Consider the following 17,764-nt stretch of genomic DNA (forward strand, 5'->3'; position numbering starts at 1 on the left):
AAAGACTATGTCTAAGGAAAAAATCATAGGTATCGATTTAGGAACCACTAACTCATGTGTGGCGGTTATGGAAGGTGGAGATCCCGTTGTCATTCAAAACTCTGAAGGGGCAAGAACCACTCCTTCGATCGTTGCTTTTACAGCAAAGGGTGAAACCATTGTTGGACAGTTTGCAAAGAACCAAGCGATCACAAACGCGGTAAATACGATTCGTTCTGCGAAACGTTTTATCGGCCGTCGTTTTAACGAAGCTGGGGATGAAGCAAAAATGGTATCATACAAAGTGATCCGTGCTGGAAATGATGGTGTTAAATTTGAAACCGTATCTGGTGAATTCACTCCACAAGAAATTGCAGCTCGTGTCCTTCAAAAAATGAAAAAAACAGCGGAAGACTTTCTTGGCCATGAAGTAAAAAAAGCAGTCGTAACAGTTCCTGCTTACTTCAATGACGAACAAAGACAAGCAACAAAAGACGCTGGTCGTATTGCTGGACTTGAAGTAGAACGGATCATCAACGAACCAACTGCTGCGGCTCTTGCTTATGGTTTTGATAAGAAAAAAACCAATGCAAAGATCGCTGTATACGACTTAGGTGGTGGAACATTTGACGTTTCTATCCTGGAACTTGGTGACGGTGTATTTGAAGTAAAATCAACTAACGGTGATACTCACCTTGGTGGTGACGACTTTGATAACGTGGTCATGCAGTGGATGATTGATGAATTCAAAAAACAAACTGGAATTGATATTTCTGGAGATAAAAACACAGTACAACGATTGAAAGAAGCTGCTGAAAAAGCTAAAATCGAATTGTCTGGAACATCTTCCACTCAAATCAATCTTCCATTCATCACGGCTGATGCGTCTGGTCCAAAACACTTGGACATGACACTCACCAAAGCAAAGTTTGATGAAATCACAAGATCTCTTGTCGAAAGAACTCGTATTCCATGTATCAATGCATTAAAAGATGCAGGTTTGTCTGCAAGTGAAATCGATGAAGTCATCCTTGTGGGTGGATCTACTCGTATCCCAGCAGTACAAGCTCTTGTAAAAGAGATTTTTGCAAAAGAACCAAACAAATCAGTAAACCCGGATGAAGTAGTCGCAATTGGTGCTGCGATCCAAGGTGGTGTTCTTGCAGGTGATGTAACAGATGTATTGTTACTTGATGTCACTCCACTTTCTCTTGGTATTGAAACTTTAGGTGGTGTGATGACAAAACTCATCGAAAGAAACACAACCATTCCTACAAGAAAGTCACAAGTATTCTCCACTGCGGCAGACAACCAAACAACTGTTTCTGTTCACGTCTTACAAGGGGAACGAGAAATGGCAAGTGCGAACAGAACCCTCGGTCGTTTTGACTTAGTGGGAATTCCGTCAGCACCAAGAGGTGTTCCTCAAATCGAAGTGACATTTGATATTGATGCGAACGGTATCGTTCACGTGTCTGCAAAAGATTTGGGAACTGGCAAAGAACAAAAGATTCGTATTGAATCATCTTCTGGACTCTCTGAAGAAGAAATCAAAAAGATGGTAAAAGATGCAGAAGCTCACGCAGAAGAAGATAAAAAACTTCGCGAGGCTGCTGACACTAAAAACGAATTGGAAGCCATTGTTTACCAATTGGAAAAAACCATCGGTGAATCCGCTGACAAACTCGATGAATCAGAAAAACAAAGAGCTCAAGACGAAATCAAACGCGGCCGTGAAGCAATGGAATCTGGTGACCTCGAACGTATGAAAGCATCGAGAGATTCCATCCAACAAGTTGCGATGCAAATTGGACAAAAAATCTATAGCCAAGCAGGTCCTGAACAAGGAGCTCCTGGAGCAGAAGCTGGTGCAGGTGCAAACCAAGGCGCAAGCGATTCCAATGCAAGTGGCGAGAAGGTAGTCGATGCGGATTACACTGTCGTGGATGAAGACAAAAAATAAATAGAGATAAAGAAGTAAAACTATGAGCGACCGTGGTTACTACGAAGTATTAGGCGTTTCGAAAGGTGCCTCTGATGATGAGATCAAGAGCGCCTATCGTAAGTTAGCCATCAAATATCACCCTGATAAAAATAAGGGTGATAAAGAAGCGGAAGAAAAATTCAAAGAGGCTACTGAAGCCTACGAAGTGTTACGCGATCCGCAAAAACGCCAAGCTTATGACCAATTTGGAAAAGCTGGTGTGAATGCAGGTGCAGGAGGAGGGTATGGAGCGGGAGCTTATACCGACTTCTCTGATATCTTTGGAGACTTCGGTGATATCTTCAGTGAATTTTTCGGAGGCGGAGGTGGTGGTAGCCGCGGTGGTGGTAGAAGGTCTGGTCCTCAAAGGGGATCAGATCTCCGTTATAATTTAGAAGTTAGTTTAGAAGATGCGGCTCTTGGAAAAGAGTACAAAATTGAAATTCCAAGACTCGAAACCTGTGTTGATTGTTCGGGTTCCGGAGCATCCAAAGGATCTTCTCCAACCGTTTGCCCTGATTGTTCAGGCACAGGCCAAGTGAGACGAACCCAAGGATTTTTTAGTGTCACAACAACTTGCCCACGTTGTAAGGGAAAAGGAAAAGTCATTTCCAATCCTTGTAAAACATGTAAGGGCGAGGGTCTAACAGAGAAAAGACGAACCATACATATTAAAATCCCTGCTGGTGTAGAATCGGGAAGCCGACTCAAAGTTTCTGGTGAAGGGGAATCCGGTCCAAACGGTGGCCCAAGTGGTGATTTGTATGTGGTAACACATATCAAAAAACACCCAACGTTTGAACGCCAAGGAAATGACCTCATTGTCCAAAAATCCATTTCTTTATCCATGGCTTGCCTCGGTGGCGAAATCGAAGTGCCTTCGATTGACGGAAAAACCATCCAATTAAAAATCCCTGAAGGGACGGAAAGTGGTCAAATTTTCCGCCTTAAAGGCCATGGAATCCCATACCTAGGTTCTTATGGCAAGGGAGACCAACATGTCATCATCAAAGTCGAAATTCCTAAGAAACTTTCTAAAAAACAGAGAGAACTAATGGAAGAATTTGCCCGTGAGTCCGGCGAAAAGGTTGGTAGCGGGGGAAAATCGAAGTTGTTTTTCCGCTAAACCTTTAAAATATTGAGAGCATCTATGGATAAAAAAGTCCGACTCGGAGTCATTGGTACAGGCCATATGGGTCAGTACCACGTAAACGTTGCCAAACAATTAACCGATGCAGAACTCATCGGGATTTTTGATGCCAATGCGGAACGTGCCACACAAATTGCTGAAAAACACAAAACAAAAGCATTTGGAACGATTGAAGAATTACTGAAAGTTACCGATGCAATCATCATTGCAGCACCCACTTTCTTACATCACAAAATCGCAAAACAGGCGCTTACTGAAAAGAAGCATGTTTTGGTAGAAAAACCCATTTCCCAGACAGTGGAAGAAGCGAAAGAACTCGTAACTTTATCAAAACAAAACAATTTGATTTTGCAAGTAGGTCACGTAGAACGATTTAATGGTGCGGTATTGGAGTTAGGCAAAATTGCAGAACACCCAATCCTCATTGAATCGAGACGGATCGCTCCCTACAATAGTCGGATTACTGATGTCGGTGTGGTTCTCGATATGATGATCCACGATATCGACATTGTTCTTAACTTAGTAAAATCAGATGTAACAGAAGTGAAAGCTGTTGGATCTTCTGTTGTTTCGAATCATGAGGATATTGCAAGTGTGGTTTTAAAATTTGCAAATGGTTGTGTTGCCTCGCTCAATGCTTCTCGCTCTTCTCAGGCAAAAATTAGAACTCTTAACATTTCTCAAAAAGATTCGTATGTATTTTTAGATTTTACAAACCAAGAAATTGAACTGCACAGACAAGCAAGTTCAACCACACAACTGGGAAGTGGAGAAATCAAATACAGACAAGAATCCATTGTGGAAAAAATCTTTGTTCACAAAGATAACCCTCTTAAACAAGAACACGAACACTTTGTAAAATGTATCAAAGGAGAATCCGAACCGATGGTGAAAGGTGATTCCGATATTAAAACATTAGAAGTGGCATATCGTATCTTAGAAGAAATTCACGGCAAAAAATAATGACAGATCATCCTGATTCAACGCGAGGAAAGTTACTCATTTCCAATTCTAGTGTGATTCAGGATTTTTTTCATAAATCCGTTGTCCTGATGGTAGACCATGATGACGACGGGGCCTTTGGTCTGGTTTTAAACAAACCTACTGATCAAACCATGGAATCGCTCATCAAAAACCTACCAGATACAGTTCATTCCAACAAACCGGTGTATGCTGGTGGACCTGTAGACAATTTGTTTGTATCAATTTTGCATAATGGAAAACAAACATCGGATCCAGGTGTAGAAGTGGTTCCAGGGATTTATATGGCACGAAGTTTTGATACAATGTTAGAAGTTTTATCTTCTGACCAAATCCAATTTCGTGTCTTACAAGGCTATGCTGGTTGGTCTTCTGGACAATTAGAAAGTGAATTTGACAGATTGTCTTGGGTTGTTTCTGATTTGGTAGATGATTCTATCGTATTTAAAGAAGATGATTCAGAATCGATTTGGCGAGAAGCTCTTCGAAATAAAGGTGGAATTTACAAATACTTTGTAGACCATACCAAAGATCCTTCCCTTAATTAAAGTATCATCACTCAATCATCATGAAACTTTCTTCTAAAAAAATTGTATTAACCAATGGATCATCTGATTTAGGAAAAGAACTTTTATCAATTTTACTTTCCCAAGGTGCCTTGGTAGTTGTTGGGGATGTTACTCCTGAAGAAATTCCAAGTCATGCAAATTTACAAAAATACAAAATAGATCCATCAAAACCTGATCAGATTGAGAGATTAATTGAATCTGCAATCGAAACATTAGATAAAATAGATGTGTTTATCATCAATTCAGAAGAATTAACATTTGCCGAAGATGATAAGGAAAATTGGAACCAACTAAAACATTTATTCCAAACAAATTCTCTCGGTCCCATTTTTGCGATTCAAAAGTTGACAAACCTTATCTCTGTTGGACTCCATATAATTTCTGTTAGTTCTAATATTTCCATTTATCCCACTCCTGGTTATGGATTGTACGGATCTTCCAAACTCGCTTTTGATTATTTTTGGGATTCTTACCGCAAACAAATTGGCAAATCATTCCAATTCTCACGTGTGTTGGCTGATGTGCCATCCAACTCAAGACCCAACCAACTGGCAAAAAAGGTAGTTCAGTCAATTTTGAAACCAAAACGATCTCGGTATGAATCTTGGAAACTTTGGATTCAGGTTCTTTTTCTTCGAATTTTACCTTTTTCACATTTTTTTCGCAGTTTCTATTATAGATTTCGCTTAAAAGAAGAGAAAAAAAAGAAAAATTCACCTTCTCACTCTACCTTTCCAACAGAAGTTTAATCATTCTGTAGAGATTCTACACACTCCTTTCTTCCTTCCTTCCTCGTTGCTTATTTATTAAGCGTAAATCCAGCCGGTTTTATATTTCTTATGTCGGATAGACCAGATACTCCTGGTTTCCCGACATTTTTTCCATTTGGTACAAATATTGCTACTTAAGTTAGCAGAGGCCAAACCATGTTTATCGCAGACTATAGCGCAAAAAATATCTATGATGAGATGTTTTCCAATGAAGGATTTCCACGTAAAAGTTATGATTTTGTGAAAACAAAAATGGAAAGTTTAGGTGGGATTGAATTACTCAAACGTAGTAGTTCCGCCGAACGTGCATTAATGTCATTAGGGATCACCTTTACGTTGTATGGTGATGGTGGCGAACAAGAACGAATTATGCCCTTTGATGTGATTCCTCGTATTGTTCCAAGTGAGGAATGGATTAGTATTGAAAAAGGATTAAAACAAAGAATCCTTGCTCTGAATTTATTTTTAAATGATATTTATGGCGAACAAAAGATCCTTAAGGATAAAATCATTCCTCGGGACATCATTGAGTCAAGTACAGGTTTTCTCAAACAATGTATAGGTTTAAAACCACCAAAAGACATTTGGATTCATATTACAGGAACTGACCTAGTTCGTGATGGAGCCGGTAAATTTCATGTATTAGAAGATAACCTACGTTGCCCTTCTGGTGTTTCTTATGTATTGGAAAATCGTGAAGTGATGAAACGAACCTTTCCAGAACTTTTTGAAAAATTAACCATTCGACAAGTTTACGATTATCCTTACCACTTACGTTCTATGTTAGAAAATCTAACGGATGTTAGTGATCCGGTAATTGCAGTCTGGACACCGGGTGTATATAACTCAGCATATTATGAACATAGTTTTTTGGCTCAAAAGATGGGTGTATATTTGGTGGAAGGATCAGATCTTGTTGTGGAAAACCATAAGGTATACATGAAAACTACAAAAGGTCTCCGTAAAGTAGATGTCGTGTATCGAAGAATCGATGATACGTTTATGGATCCATCAAGTTTTCGTGAGGATTCTTTACTTGGAGTTAAAGGTATTTTCGAAGCATATAAACGAGGAAATGTTGCCCTTGCCAATGCACCAGGAACTGGTGTAGCAGATGATAAGGTAATTTATTCTTATGTGCCAAAGATCATCAAATATTACTTAGGTGAAGACTCTATCATTCCAAATGTTCCAACGTATTTATGTTCAGAAGATTCTGATCTAAAATATGTATTGGATAATATTCATAACTTAGTTGTCAAAGCGGCAAATGGTGCTGGTGGCTATGGTATGATCATTGGTCCAAAATCTTCTAAACAAGAACAGGAAGATTTTAAGGAATTAATTAAAGCGGATCCAAGAAACTATATCGCTCAACCAGTTTTAAATCTTTCAACAGTTCCCACATTAATTTCAGATAAAATTGAATCGAGACATGTGGATTTAAGACCGTTCATTTTGTACGGTAAAGATATCTATGTAATGCCTGGTGGATTGACACGCGTGGCATTACGTAAAGGTTCTTTAGTTGTGAATTCATCCCAGGGAGGCGGTTCAAAAGACACCTGGGTTTTAGGATAAGGTGTTTTTATGTTAAGCCGAGTTGCTGAATCTGTTTTTTGGATGAATCGTTATATTGAAAGAGCGGAGAACTATTCCCGCTTTATCGATGTCAATCATCAATTGTCTTTGGATTTAAATGAAGAAGTTCCAAACCAGTGGTTACCACTTGTGCATACGACTGGGGATTATGAATTATTTGCCAAAAAATATGCAGAACCTTCTCCCGTAAATGTGATTCGATTTATGACCTTTGAAGAAGAGAATCCAAATTCTATTTTTCAATGTTTATCGAAAGCACGTGAAAATGCCCGCACAATTCGTGAAAACATTTCCACATCAATGTGGGAAGTATTAAATGAATTTTACCTTTATGTAAAAGACTATCGTAAACTCTATTTGGAAACGAATGGAGATCATGGAGATACTTTGTCCATGGGACTTTCGGATTTTTTAAGTACAGTTCGCAAAAGTTGCCAAAGTTTTTATGGATGTTCTGATGCTACGATCTCTCACGATGAAGTTTGGAATTTTGCTTTATTAGGAAGATTTTTAGAACGCGCTGATAAAACCACTCGTATCTTAGATATGAAGTATTTTATCCTTCTTCCATCAGTGCATGATGTAGGATCTACATTGGATTTACTACAGTGGTTATCGTTACTAAAATCTGCAAGCGCACATGAAATGTACAATCGTAGGTATAAAAAAATCGATCCTACTGATATTGCAGAGTTTTTAATCTTAAATGATACTTTCCCAAGATCAATTATCTTTTGTATCCAAGAGATGCAAGAAGCCTTGGAAAAAATTTCGGGATTAAAGGAAGGGTTACCTCGAAATTCTGCTCAAGATGCAACAACAGTTTATTTAAATAGATTACGATCTGAAAATATCAAATCCATTTTTGATAAAGGATTACACGAATATCTGGATGATATTCAAATTGAACTCAATCAAATCGGATCGAAGATTGTAGAACGATTTTTTACCAACTAATTATGAGTATACGAGTTGCCTTAACCCACATCACAACATACCAGTATGATAAATCGATATCACTATCTCCACATGTAATTCGATTACGACCTGCACCGCATACAAAGAATCATATTGTTTCCTATTCTTTAAATATTTTGCCTGAACAAAAATTTTTGAACTGGCAACAAGATCCATTTGGCAACTACCTGGCCCGTTTGGTGTTTCCAGAAAAAACCAATATTTTGCAAGTGGCAGTTGATTTGGTAACCGATTTGAAGGTTATCAATCCATTTGATTTTTTTGTCGAAGAGTATGCAGAAAATTATCCATTTTCATATGACAAAATATTAAAAAAAGAACTCACTCCATATCTCAAACCTAAAAAACCAGGAAAATTTCTATCAGCTTACCTCAAGTCGATCAAAATAGAGAAAAAAAGGGTCGTTGAATTTCTTGTGGCACTGAATGCAAAAGTATACAATGACATCGGTTATGTGATACGGATGGAACCTGGAGTTCAATCCACTGAAGTTACTCTTTCCAAACGAATGGGTTCTTGTCGTGACTCCGCATATTTACTCGTACAGATATTAAGGCATCTTGGACTTGCTGCTCGTTTTGTTTCTGGTTATCTCATCCAATTAAAGGCAGATGTAAAATCATTAGATGGTCCATCAGGTACAGAGGTAGATTTTACAGACCTTCATGCGTGGGCAGAAGTATACTTACCAGGAGCAGGTTGGGTAGGACTTGATCCCACATCAGGGTTATTCACAGGAGAAGGCCATATCCCTCTAGCAGCCACTCCAGAACCTGAATCAGCTGGTCCCATCTATGGATTTGCTGAAAAAGCAAAAATGGAATTTTCATTCTCTATGCACGTGGAACGAGTATTGGAAACTCCTAGAGTCACATTACCTTATTTGGAAGAAGATTGGAATCGTATTCTAAAGTTAGGTGATTCAATTAACAAACGAATCAAAAAGAATGATATTCGATTAACAATTGGTGGCGAACCTACTTTTGTTTCTACGGAAAATAGAGAAGCCCCGGAGTGGAATTTTGATGCTCTTGGGTTTGAAAAGTATTCCAAATCGGAACAACTCATCAAACGATTGGGAAAACATTTTGCAGAAGGAGGATTACTGCAATATGGACAAGGGAAATGGTATCCAGGAGAACCAATTCCAAGGTGGGCAATGATTTCTTATTGGCGCAAAGATAAGGAACCATTATGGACAAACCCTCATTTACTTGCTGATGATCGTTATACAGGATCGGCAAACACCGATGATGCGAGAAAATTTGTTTCGAGTTTAGTCAAATATCTAAATGTATCTTCTAGTTCTGTTTTACCTGCTTATGAAGATAATTTATATTATTTATGGCAAGAATCTAACTTACCAGAAGAGACCGAAACTTTATTGGATAATCTAAATTCATATGATGTTTTGGAAAGAGAACGGATTATAAGAGTTTTAGACCAAGGCCTTCATAAAGAAGTCGGATATGTTTTACCTTTGGATTATGATGCATTTCAAAAGGTTTGGGTATCGGATGAATGGAAATTTCGCAGAAAAAAAATGTTCTTAATTCCTGGTGATTCACCAATTGGATTGCGATTACCATTACAATCATTAGGTGGAAAATCGTATTATACAAATCCTGAGGATCCATTTTCGCCTAAATCACCCCTTCCAAAGGTAAAAGAATTAAGCCAATACCCATTAACTATGACAAACGTAAGTTATCCATGGGGTGGAGTTCACACTCGCACAGCACTTTGTGTAGAACCTAGGAATGGGAATTTAAGAGTATTTTTGCCTCCAATCCAATCCTTAGAAGGTTGGTTACATTTGATTTATGCCATTGAACAAACAGCTTTAGAGACAGATTTACCAATTGTAATTGAAGGATACGAAGCTCCTAAAGATCCAAGGTTAAATCGATTTAAGATCACACCCGATCCAGGTGTGATTGAAGTTAATTTTCATCCTTCGAGTCAGTTTGAAGAAATTGTAGAAAAAACAAAAATTCTATATGAAGAAGCATATCAGTTAAGACTGACTGCTGAAAAATTTTTAATTGATGGTAGGCATTCTGGGACAGGTGGTGGAAATCATATCACGTTAGGTGGTGAGACTGCGAGTGACAGTCCATTTTTAAGAAAACCATCCTTGCTTAGAAGTGTTGTATCTTATTGGCAAAATCATCCAGGGCTTTCCTACTTATTCTCTGGTTTATTCATTGGACCAACCTCACAATCACCGAGAGTTGATGAAGCAAGGAATGATTCATTACATGAATTAAAAATTGCCTTTCAACAAATTGATTCTAGTAAAACAACTCCGCCTTGGTTATTGGATCGATTATTAAGGAATATATTGATCGATGTAACAGGAAATACACATAGAACAGAAATATCGATAGATAAATTATTCGATCCAGGATCTCCAACCGGCCGTCTTGGGTTAATTGAAATGAGAGCATTTGAAATGCCACCTCATTTTCAAATGAGTGTAGTCCAACAAGCTTTTATGATGGCGATCATTTGTAAGTTTTGGGAAGAACCATACTATGGAAATACGATCAATTGGAACACAGAACTGCATGATCGATATATGTTACCTTATTTCGTCTATAGGGATTTTAAAGAAGTTATCTTCGATTTACAAAACCAAGGTTTTTCATTTTTATCAAAAGATTTTGATCCTTTTTTTGAGTTTCGATTTCCTCAATATGGAGTTTGTTACTTAGATGGAATGGAAATTGAATTGAGAATGGCTCTTGAACCCTGGAATGTGTTAGGTGAGGAGAATACTTCTCAAGGAACATCTCGAGGTGTTGATTCAGCCACTGAAAGAGTACAAGTGAAAATAAAAGGATTTCATCCTGAACGTTACAAACTCAGCTGTAATGGTTATGAAGTTCCATTACAGGCAACTTCTGTACAGAATGAGTTTGTTGCAGGTGTTCGTTTTAAAGCTTGGAATCCTGTTTTTACTTTACATCCACAATTGCCATCCCAACAATCATTGGTATTCGATGTTTACGATACTTGGAATCATCGCTCGCTCGGAGGTTGTACTTACCATGTTTCACACCCTGGGGGTTTATCTTACCAAACAATTCCAATTAATGCTTATGAAGCGGAATCCAGAAGGATTTCTCGATTTTGGACTCACGGTCATAAAATAGGAAAAAGTTTGCCACCTGTTCGTTTGGAAAATAAAGCCTTTCCATGTACCTTAGATTTACGTATGGTTACTTCTAAGTAATGATGACTAAAGATCCATATCATCTAATTGATAATTATAAAACCATTCCTGGTGTGTATGATGAGTTGTATGACGCTGATGGTCAAATTCGAAACAAATATAAATTCTTAGTCAAATCTTTCCAAGAGTTAGGACCTGCTGAATTAATCAATCGTAGACGCGATACTGATCGAATCTTAAGAGAAAATGGAGTTACTTATAATCTCTATCAGTCAGAACAAATTGAAGCTAAAGAAAGACCTTGGGAACTCGATTTATTTCCTTTGGTGATGGAAAGTGAAGAGTGGAGAATTTTAGAAAGGGGATTAAACCAAAGAGCAGATTTATTAGATGCCCTTGTCCGTGATGTATATTCGAAAAGAAGGTTGTTATATGAGAAGAAAATTCCGGCAGAAATTTTGTTCAATGAATCATCTTTTTTGCGTGCTTGTGATGGGATGTATGATTCAAATCATTTTTTAGCAAAAAATCCAGCATTATTATTCTTTGTTTGTGATTTGATCCGAGCAGCTGACGGAAATTTTTACGTATTAAATGACAGAGTGCAAGCTCCATCTGGTTCAGGGTATTCATTAGAAAATAGAATTGTTCTGTCTCGAATTTTTCCAAGTATGTATCGAGATGCGATGGTTCATCGTGTTGCAGTTTATTTTCGATCCCTTCGAAAATCCTTAACGCAGTTATCCGGTGTTAGTGGAAAAGAACCAGTTATTGTTTTGTTAACTCCTGGTCCATCCAATGAAACTTATTTTGAACATGCATATCTCGCAGGATATTTGGGTTACACTCTTGTACAAGGTGAAGATTTAACGGTTCGAAAGAATAAAGTGTATATGAAAACCGTTGAAGGGTTACAACAAGTAGATTTGATTTTACGCAGAGTAGATGATGATTTTATGGACCCTCTAGAACTTAAGGGGGATTCTTTATTAGGAGTACCTGGTTTATTAGAATCGGTACGTTCCGGAAATGTAAAAATTGCAAATCCAATCGGAACTGGATTTTTAGAAAATCGTGCGCTATTACCTTTTTATTCTGAGTTGTGTAGATTTTACTTAGGTGAGGATTTATTACTGCCTATGGCACCTACATATTGGTTGGGTAATAAAGAACAATTTCATTTGGTTTTACAAAACCCAGAGAAATATGTTTTTAAAACAGTATCAAGAACTGATGAAGAAACTCCAGTTACCTTTGTTGAACTCAGTGGAGAAAGAAAAGATAGTTTTTTAGAAAAATTAAATCATGCTCCAAAAAGATTCATCGCTCAAGAAATGATTGAATCTGCCACTGTTCCAGTGTTAGGTGATAGTGGGTTTCGTCCTGGCCGTGCCATTATGAGAACTTTTGTATCTTCTTCTGGATCTGGTTACCAAACTATGGCTGGAGGTCTTGTTCGAGTTTCTCCTTCCCTTGATGAATTTTTTATTACAAGCCAACGTGGTGCTTGGAGTAAAGACTTGTGGGTACTGTCCACTGAAACTCAGAAAGAAGAATCATTACTTGTACCTAAATCGGACCAAATCTTGATCTCTCGAAAAAGTTCGGGTGTTCCAAGTAGAGTTGCAGACAATTTGTTTTGGTTAGCACGTTATCTAGAAAGATCAGAAAATCAAACAAGAGTGATACGAGAGGCAGTTTTCAAAATCCTTCAGGTTGAAGATGGATATGAAAAAGAATCTTTAGAAAATATTTTGAAATTGGTAACACATGTTACAAATAGTTATCCAGGCTTTTTAGGTGACGATTCTGGAGAACTTTTTGCAAATCCATTCCCAGAGTTACAACGTTTGACAGTTGATAAAAATATTGTTGGAAGTTTGGGTTTTCACTTAAGGAGTTTGGTGATTGCTTCAAAATCAGTAAGAGATCGTTTGTCAGATGATATGAAAAAAATCCTTCTTCATTTGGAAGATCAATCTTCACATAATATTGAATCATATGACCAAATCATTGATTTCCTCCAAAAAATTATTGTTAACTTATCTTCTCTTACAGGTTTATCATTTGAAAATATGAGTCGTGAAGCAGGTTGGTACTTCTTAAACTTAGGAAGAAGAATTGAACGATCAATTAACATGATTTTGATGTTGCAAGGTATGATCCAATGGAAAAGTTTTGAAGACAAATCTTCCTTTGAGACATTCTTAAGAATCAGTGACATACGCCTCACATACAATCGAAGGTATTCTGGAAAAATTGACCAAGAATCTGTCTTAGACATACTACTGTTTGATACAACCAATCCAAGATCATTGGCTTATCAATTGGAACAGATCAATAGTGATTTACAATTTTTACCAGGTAAAGATAAAAAAATTGTTTATTCAGAAGATAGAGCTGCGTTGCAATTGTATACCCATTTTAAAATGAAGGATATAGCCATATTCTTCGAATCAGAAACTCCATTAACGGCAGTTTCAGTATGGTTAGAAGAGTTACACGGGTATTTAAGACTTTTATCAGATGCACTTTCTTCACGGTACTTCAATTACACAGAAGAACAAACTAGAATTGGTGATACCAATGGCTGATTTTAGAGTGATACATAAAACAAAATACAGTTATGATGATTTAGTCGCTTATTGTCATAACATGGCACATATGTATCCTTTGACAACAAACCATCAGGATTGTTACAGAACTCATGTAACAGTAAATCCTAAACCGGTTGTGTCTTCCTTTCGAAGGGATTATTTTGGAAACCAAGTGTTTTTATTTTCGGTTGAGGACCCACATCGCTTTTTAGAAGTAGTAGTTGAGTCAACTGTAAGAACACATCAAAGTTTTGATTTTGATTTATCAAAATCTACTCCTTGGGAGAGTATTTATGAAATCATCCATGAGTCAACACTTGATGCCGATCTACAAGCAATTGAGTTTCTTCAACCTTCTCCATATATTTCTTCGAAATCAACTTATGCGGATTTTGCTAAATTTCTATTTAGTGAATACAAACCAGTGTATGTCGCGGCTCTTGAACTAACGAGATATATTTTTGAAAATTTTAAATATGATCCAAAGGCAACTAATATTAATACTCCACTAGAACAAGTGTTAATGGAGAAAAAAGGTGTTTGTCAGGACTTTTCTCACCTGATGATTGCCACTTTACGTTCATTAAAAATTCCATGTCGTTATGTAAGCGGGTATTTAGAAACGTTTCCTCCTCCTGGAACTCAAAAATTACAGGGTAGTGATGCAACGCATGCTTGGGTATCCGTGTATTGCCCAACACTCGGTTGGTTGGATTTTGATCCTACGAATGGAAAATTGATTACGGAAGAATACATCATTACAGCAATAGGTCGAGATTATTCAGACGTTTCCCCTCTAAAAGGGATTTTGTTTGGCGGTGGTAAACACAAATTGAAAGTTGAAGTTGATGTGATCCGCGAGCAAATATGAACTTTTTAAAAGAATAATTTGTAAGTTAGAGAATCAGTTTGTTTGAATCGATGGTATGTGATAGAGAGGACGTATTGGGTGGCGGGTCTAGTTCCCCACCCTAATCAGGGCGGGGATACCAATTTCACGCAACTCACCTAAAACTGTTCCCCCCATTCCCCTTCCTTAAAGCCTACCAAATACCATCCGTCTCCAACGACAAACGGCCTTTTCACTAAATTTCCATTTGAGGATAGTTCTTTATAAATTTGGTCTTCGTTAAGTTTTCCCAATTTTTCTTTCCAATTTCCATCGCGGTAATCTTTGCCAGAGGTATTAAAAAGTTTTTTAATATCACCTAAGTATTGTTTTGCTTTCTTTAATTCAGTAACTGAGGGTGGAGTTTCGCGAATGGGAATTTGTTCAAATTCGATTTTTTTGGAATTTAAATATTTGAGTGCATTTCTGCACGTACTACAGCCAGAATATTCGTAAACTTTCAGTTTGGATCGACCCATAGAACCGATTTTCTTACTTACTATTTTTGAGGAAACTTTTTATTGGAACTATGTTGGTCCAAAATAATATCCCTCTCGCTCCCTATACAACATTTCGATTAGGTGGCGAAGCAAAGTATTTTATATCGATTAAAACAATAGAAGATATTAAAAATGCCTTAGTCTATTGCCAAAATCAAAAACTCCCTTATATGATACTAGGCGGTGGATCAAATACAATCATTCGAGATTCTGGATTTGATGGAGTTGTCTTACATATACAAATTCCGGGAATTAGATGTTTAGATGCAAATGAATCATCTGTCATTTATAAAGTAGGTGCTGGGGTCATTTGGGACCAATTTGTTGAATTTGTCGTAAAACAAGGATTAACTGGAATTGAATGCCTATCGGGAATCCCGGGATCTGTTGGAGCTTCACCCATTCAAAATATTGGCGCATACGGCCAAGAAGTAAAAGATACAATCATTTCGATTCAATGTTTAGATGAAGTTGGAAATGAAATAACAATTTCTAATGAAGACTGTAATTTTATCTATCGTAATAGCGAATTCAAATCTGGAAAGTTTCGAAATTGGATTGTATGTTCTGTTACGTTTCAACTTTCAAAACAAAAAGAACCTTGTCTACTTTATCCAGAAGTCAAAAAACAATGGGATGTTTTAATCTCAGAAAGTAAAGAATTCAATACAAATGAAAATTTGCGTATTTTGCAATTAGAATCTCTCAGAAATTTGATTATAGGATTGAGAAAGAAAAAATCCATGGTACTAGATGAAAATGATCCTAACACTCGTTCTGCTGGTTCTTTTTTCACTAACCCAATCTTAGCAGATTCAGAGATTCAGAAATTTTTAATCCAAACTAACAAATTAGGATTCATTGATCCGCCAATTTTTAATGAATCAAATGGAACTAAAAAACTTTCAGCAGCATGGCTCATTGAACATTCTGGAATCAAAAAAGGTGATATTTTTCCAGGTGGAGTGGGTATCTCCACGAACCACTGTTTGGGTCTAATTAATATCAATGGAACCACAAATGCATTATTGGCCATGGCGGAATCGATCCAAAATCGAGTGCTTGAAACTTTTTCCATCCATTTGGAGAGGGAACCAGTCGTAAGACCCTAAAAAAGATTTGGTAATTGTCGATAGTTGCAGAAGGATGGGGAAGGAATGAACTCAAAAGTTAAAAAATACCTGATACTTTCAGGATTAGGTGCTGCTTTACTCTTAGTTTTGGCACTCATCAGTTTTTTCGTCGTGGATGAAATAAAGGGCGGAGCTGTTGGAGACGGTCAAAACAAATACGAACTCATCATTGATTCCGGTGAACCTTCTTCCAGTGTTGTAAGAGAATTAGCGAGTGCTGGAATGATTAAATCTAGCGTATACTTTAATTATCTCATCAAATTTACAAGAGCTGGAAACAAAATCAAACAAGGTGTTTATGACATCAATGATGGAATGAGCTCTCGTAAGATTTTAGATGTCATTATTTCAGGAAAAGTCAAACTCATCACATTCACTGTACCTGAAGGTTATAACAATCGTCAGATAGGTGATCTCTTAGTCACAAAAAAACTTTCTCCATCAAGAGAAGAATTTTTAAAAGTTACTCAAAGCCAAGCATTACTTACGAAATACAATATTCCTGCGAATACTTTAGAAGGTTATTTATTTCCTGAAACATATTCAGTTCCGTTAAATTACCCTCTAGAACGTATCACTGAAATGATGATCAAACGTTTTTATAAAAAATTGGAGAGCATTCCTGAAGCAAAAGGAATAAAACCCGCTGATCTACATTTTAGAGTTGTACTTGCTTCGATTGTGGAAAGAGAAGCAGTGAGAAAAGAAGAAAGACCTATGATGGCTGGTGTATTTCTCACCCGAATTGAAAAAAATATCAATTTAGAATCATGTGCCACCATACAGTATTTATTCGATAAGCCGAAAAAAAGACTATTTGAGTCTGATTTGAAAATAGTATCACCATACAATACATATATGAATGGTGGTTGGCCTCCAGGTCCAATTTCGAACCCAGGTTTACCAGCACTCGAAGCATCCTTTCGACCAATGAAATCTGATAAATTGTTTTTTCTTTTGAAACCAGATGGATCCCATTATTTTTCTTCGACCTTCAAGGAACATTTGGAAGCTAAGAAAAAATTCATCGATGTTTTGTATCAATAGATTCAAAAAGTATAATAAAATGGTAATTCATTAGATTCAATATGGATGAAAACATCGTCGAATTGAATATCGCAATCGGAGGAATTTCCAAAGAACTTTTGGATGTACAAAAGGCTTTGGATGCTTACCGTGAAAAACAATTGCGAAAAGAAGCCATCGATGAAGAAGCAATTGTTTTTGTCACCAAAGCCGAACGTGTGATCGAAAAAGCAGAATCTGGCGAACTACAGTTAACTCCTGACCAAATTCGTAGGATTAAAAGTAATCTCGTTAAAATTCTAAACCGCCTCCAAACTTAATCATTCTTTCATGAAACGTTTACGAAACCTTCACCAGCTTGTCATCCCTCTGTAACAAATAAAGAACATAGTTTCTATTGCTAGAGGGAGAATTTTTGCGAATCCCT

At 37.2% G+C, this 17,764-nt stretch carries 14 protein-coding genes; 13 read left to right on the forward strand and 1 reads right to left on the reverse strand.

Annotation, left to right across the window (positions count from 1 at the left end; all coding sequences use genetic code 11):
• Nucleotides 1–7 precede the first annotated feature (7 nt).
• The 10 genes from dnaK (at nucleotide 8) to DI076_RS14255 (ending at nucleotide 14,660) form a co-directional block, all read left to right on the forward strand.
• A complete protein-coding gene (dnaK, locus tag DI076_RS14210) occupies nucleotides 8–1,942 on the forward strand; it encodes a molecular chaperone DnaK (RefSeq protein ID WP_108960431.1) in 1,935 nt (644 codons plus the stop codon).
• Between the two features lie 22 nt (nucleotides 1,943–1,964).
• Complete coding sequence (dnaJ, locus tag DI076_RS14215; protein ID WP_108960432.1) at nucleotides 1,965–3,089, forward strand: molecular chaperone DnaJ; 1,125 nt, start codon at nucleotides 1,965–1,967, stop codon at nucleotides 3,087–3,089.
• 24 nt (nucleotides 3,090–3,113) lie between these two features.
• Nucleotides 3,114–4,076: a Gfo/Idh/MocA family protein gene (locus DI076_RS14220; protein WP_108960433.1), complete on the forward strand. Its 963-nt coding sequence runs from the start codon at nucleotides 3,114–3,116 to the stop codon at nucleotides 4,074–4,076.
• Nucleotides 4,076–4,642 (forward strand): YqgE/AlgH family protein, encoded by a 567-nt coding sequence (locus DI076_RS14225; RefSeq protein ID WP_108960434.1) that lies wholly within the window; start codon nucleotides 4,076–4,078, stop codon nucleotides 4,640–4,642. The genes DI076_RS14220 and DI076_RS14225 overlap by 1 nt, the downstream gene beginning before the upstream one ends.
• Before the next feature lie 20 nt (nucleotides 4,643–4,662).
• Complete coding sequence (locus DI076_RS14230; RefSeq protein WP_108960435.1) at nucleotides 4,663–5,412, forward strand: SDR family NAD(P)-dependent oxidoreductase; 750 nt, start codon at nucleotides 4,663–4,665, stop codon at nucleotides 5,410–5,412.
• Between the two features lie 177 nt (nucleotides 5,413–5,589).
• Nucleotides 5,590–7,014 carry a circularly permuted type 2 ATP-grasp protein gene (locus DI076_RS14235; RefSeq protein ID WP_108960436.1) on the forward strand — a complete coding sequence of 475 codons (1,425 nt, stop codon included), beginning with the start codon at nucleotides 5,590–5,592 and terminating at the stop codon, nucleotides 7,012–7,014.
• Nucleotides 7,015–7,023: 9 nt separating this feature from the next.
• Nucleotides 7,024–7,992, forward strand: coding sequence for an alpha-E domain-containing protein (locus DI076_RS14240; RefSeq protein WP_108960437.1), 969 nt, complete (start codon nucleotides 7,024–7,026; stop codon nucleotides 7,990–7,992).
• A 2-nt stretch (nucleotides 7,993–7,994) separates the two neighbouring features.
• On the forward strand, nucleotides 7,995–11,252 hold the full coding sequence (locus DI076_RS14245; RefSeq protein WP_108960438.1) for a transglutaminase family protein: 3,258 nt from the start codon (nucleotides 7,995–7,997) through the stop codon (nucleotides 11,250–11,252).
• Nucleotides 11,252–13,786, forward strand: a complete 2,535-nt coding sequence (locus tag DI076_RS14250; protein WP_108960439.1) for a circularly permuted type 2 ATP-grasp protein — start codon at nucleotides 11,252–11,254, stop codon at nucleotides 13,784–13,786. The genes DI076_RS14245 and DI076_RS14250 overlap by 1 nt, the downstream gene beginning before the upstream one ends.
• On the forward strand, nucleotides 13,779–14,660 hold the full coding sequence (locus DI076_RS14255; RefSeq protein ID WP_108960440.1) for a transglutaminase family protein: 882 nt from the start codon (nucleotides 13,779–13,781) through the stop codon (nucleotides 14,658–14,660). The genes DI076_RS14250 and DI076_RS14255 overlap by 8 nt, the downstream gene beginning before the upstream one ends.
• A gap of 137 nt (nucleotides 14,661–14,797) precedes the next feature.
• On the opposite strand, the gene DI076_RS14260 is transcribed toward DI076_RS14255, so the two are convergent.
• A complete protein-coding gene (locus DI076_RS14260) occupies nucleotides 14,798–15,157 on the reverse strand; it encodes a Spx/MgsR family RNA polymerase-binding regulatory protein (protein ID WP_108960441.1) in 360 nt (119 codons plus the stop codon).
• A 50-nt stretch (nucleotides 15,158–15,207) separates the two neighbouring features.
• On the opposite strand from DI076_RS14260, the gene DI076_RS14265 reads away from it, so the two are divergent.
• Genes DI076_RS14265 through DI076_RS14275 form a run of 3 tightly spaced genes read left to right on the forward strand, consistent with a single transcriptional unit; the run spans nucleotide 15,208 to nucleotide 17,657 of the window.
• A complete protein-coding gene (locus DI076_RS14265; protein ID WP_108960442.1) occupies nucleotides 15,208–16,290 on the forward strand; it encodes a UDP-N-acetylmuramate dehydrogenase in 1,083 nt (360 codons plus the stop codon).
• Between the two features lie 45 nt (nucleotides 16,291–16,335).
• Nucleotides 16,336–17,358: an endolytic transglycosylase MltG gene (mltG, locus tag DI076_RS14270; protein WP_108960443.1), complete on the forward strand. Its 1,023-nt coding sequence runs from the start codon at nucleotides 16,336–16,338 to the stop codon at nucleotides 17,356–17,358.
• Between the two features lie 41 nt (nucleotides 17,359–17,399).
• On the forward strand, nucleotides 17,400–17,657 hold the full coding sequence (locus DI076_RS14275) for a hypothetical protein (protein ID WP_108960444.1): 258 nt from the start codon (nucleotides 17,400–17,402) through the stop codon (nucleotides 17,655–17,657).
• Nucleotides 17,658–17,764: the final 107 nt, after the last annotated feature.

Source organism: Leptospira ellinghausenii (genome assembly GCF_003114815.1).
Taxonomy (GTDB): Bacteria; Spirochaetota; Leptospiria; order Leptospirales; family Leptospiraceae; genus Leptospira_A; species Leptospira_A ellinghausenii.

Bases quoted from the DNA above. Each gene is read 5' to 3' on its own strand.
- DI076_RS14240 (WP_108960437.1), top strand. From the start codon at position 7,024: ATGTTAAGCCGAGTTGCTGAATCTGTTTTTTGGATGAATCGTTATATT.
- DI076_RS14225 (WP_108960434.1), top strand. From the start codon at position 4,076: ATGACAGATCATCCTGATTCAACGCGAGGAAAGTTACTCATTTCCAAT.
- DI076_RS14260 (WP_108960441.1), bottom strand. From the start codon at position 15,157: ATGGGTCGATCCAAACTGAAAGTTTACGAATATTCTGGCTGTAGTACG.
- DI076_RS14255 (WP_108960440.1), top strand. From the start codon at position 13,779: ATGGCTGATTTTAGAGTGATACATAAAACAAAATACAGTTATGATGAT.
- DI076_RS14230 (WP_108960435.1), top strand. From the start codon at position 4,663: ATGAAACTTTCTTCTAAAAAAATTGTATTAACCAATGGATCATCTGAT.
- DI076_RS14275 (WP_108960444.1), top strand. From the start codon at position 17,400: ATGGATGAAAACATCGTCGAATTGAATATCGCAATCGGAGGAATTTCC.
- mltG (WP_108960443.1), top strand. From the start codon at position 16,336: ATGAACTCAAAAGTTAAAAAATACCTGATACTTTCAGGATTAGGTGCT.
- DI076_RS14245 (WP_108960438.1), top strand. From the start codon at position 7,995: ATGAGTATACGAGTTGCCTTAACCCACATCACAACATACCAGTATGAT.
- DI076_RS14250 (WP_108960439.1), top strand. From the start codon at position 11,252: ATGATGACTAAAGATCCATATCATCTAATTGATAATTATAAAACCATT.
- DI076_RS14220 (WP_108960433.1), top strand. From the start codon at position 3,114: ATGGATAAAAAAGTCCGACTCGGAGTCATTGGTACAGGCCATATGGGT.
- DI076_RS14265 (WP_108960442.1), top strand. From the start codon at position 15,208: ATGTTGGTCCAAAATAATATCCCTCTCGCTCCCTATACAACATTTCGA.
- DI076_RS14235 (WP_108960436.1), top strand. From the start codon at position 5,590: ATGTTTATCGCAGACTATAGCGCAAAAAATATCTATGATGAGATGTTT.
- dnaK (WP_108960431.1), top strand. From the start codon at position 8: ATGTCTAAGGAAAAAATCATAGGTATCGATTTAGGAACCACTAACTCA.
- dnaJ (WP_108960432.1), top strand. From the start codon at position 1,965: ATGAGCGACCGTGGTTACTACGAAGTATTAGGCGTTTCGAAAGGTGCC.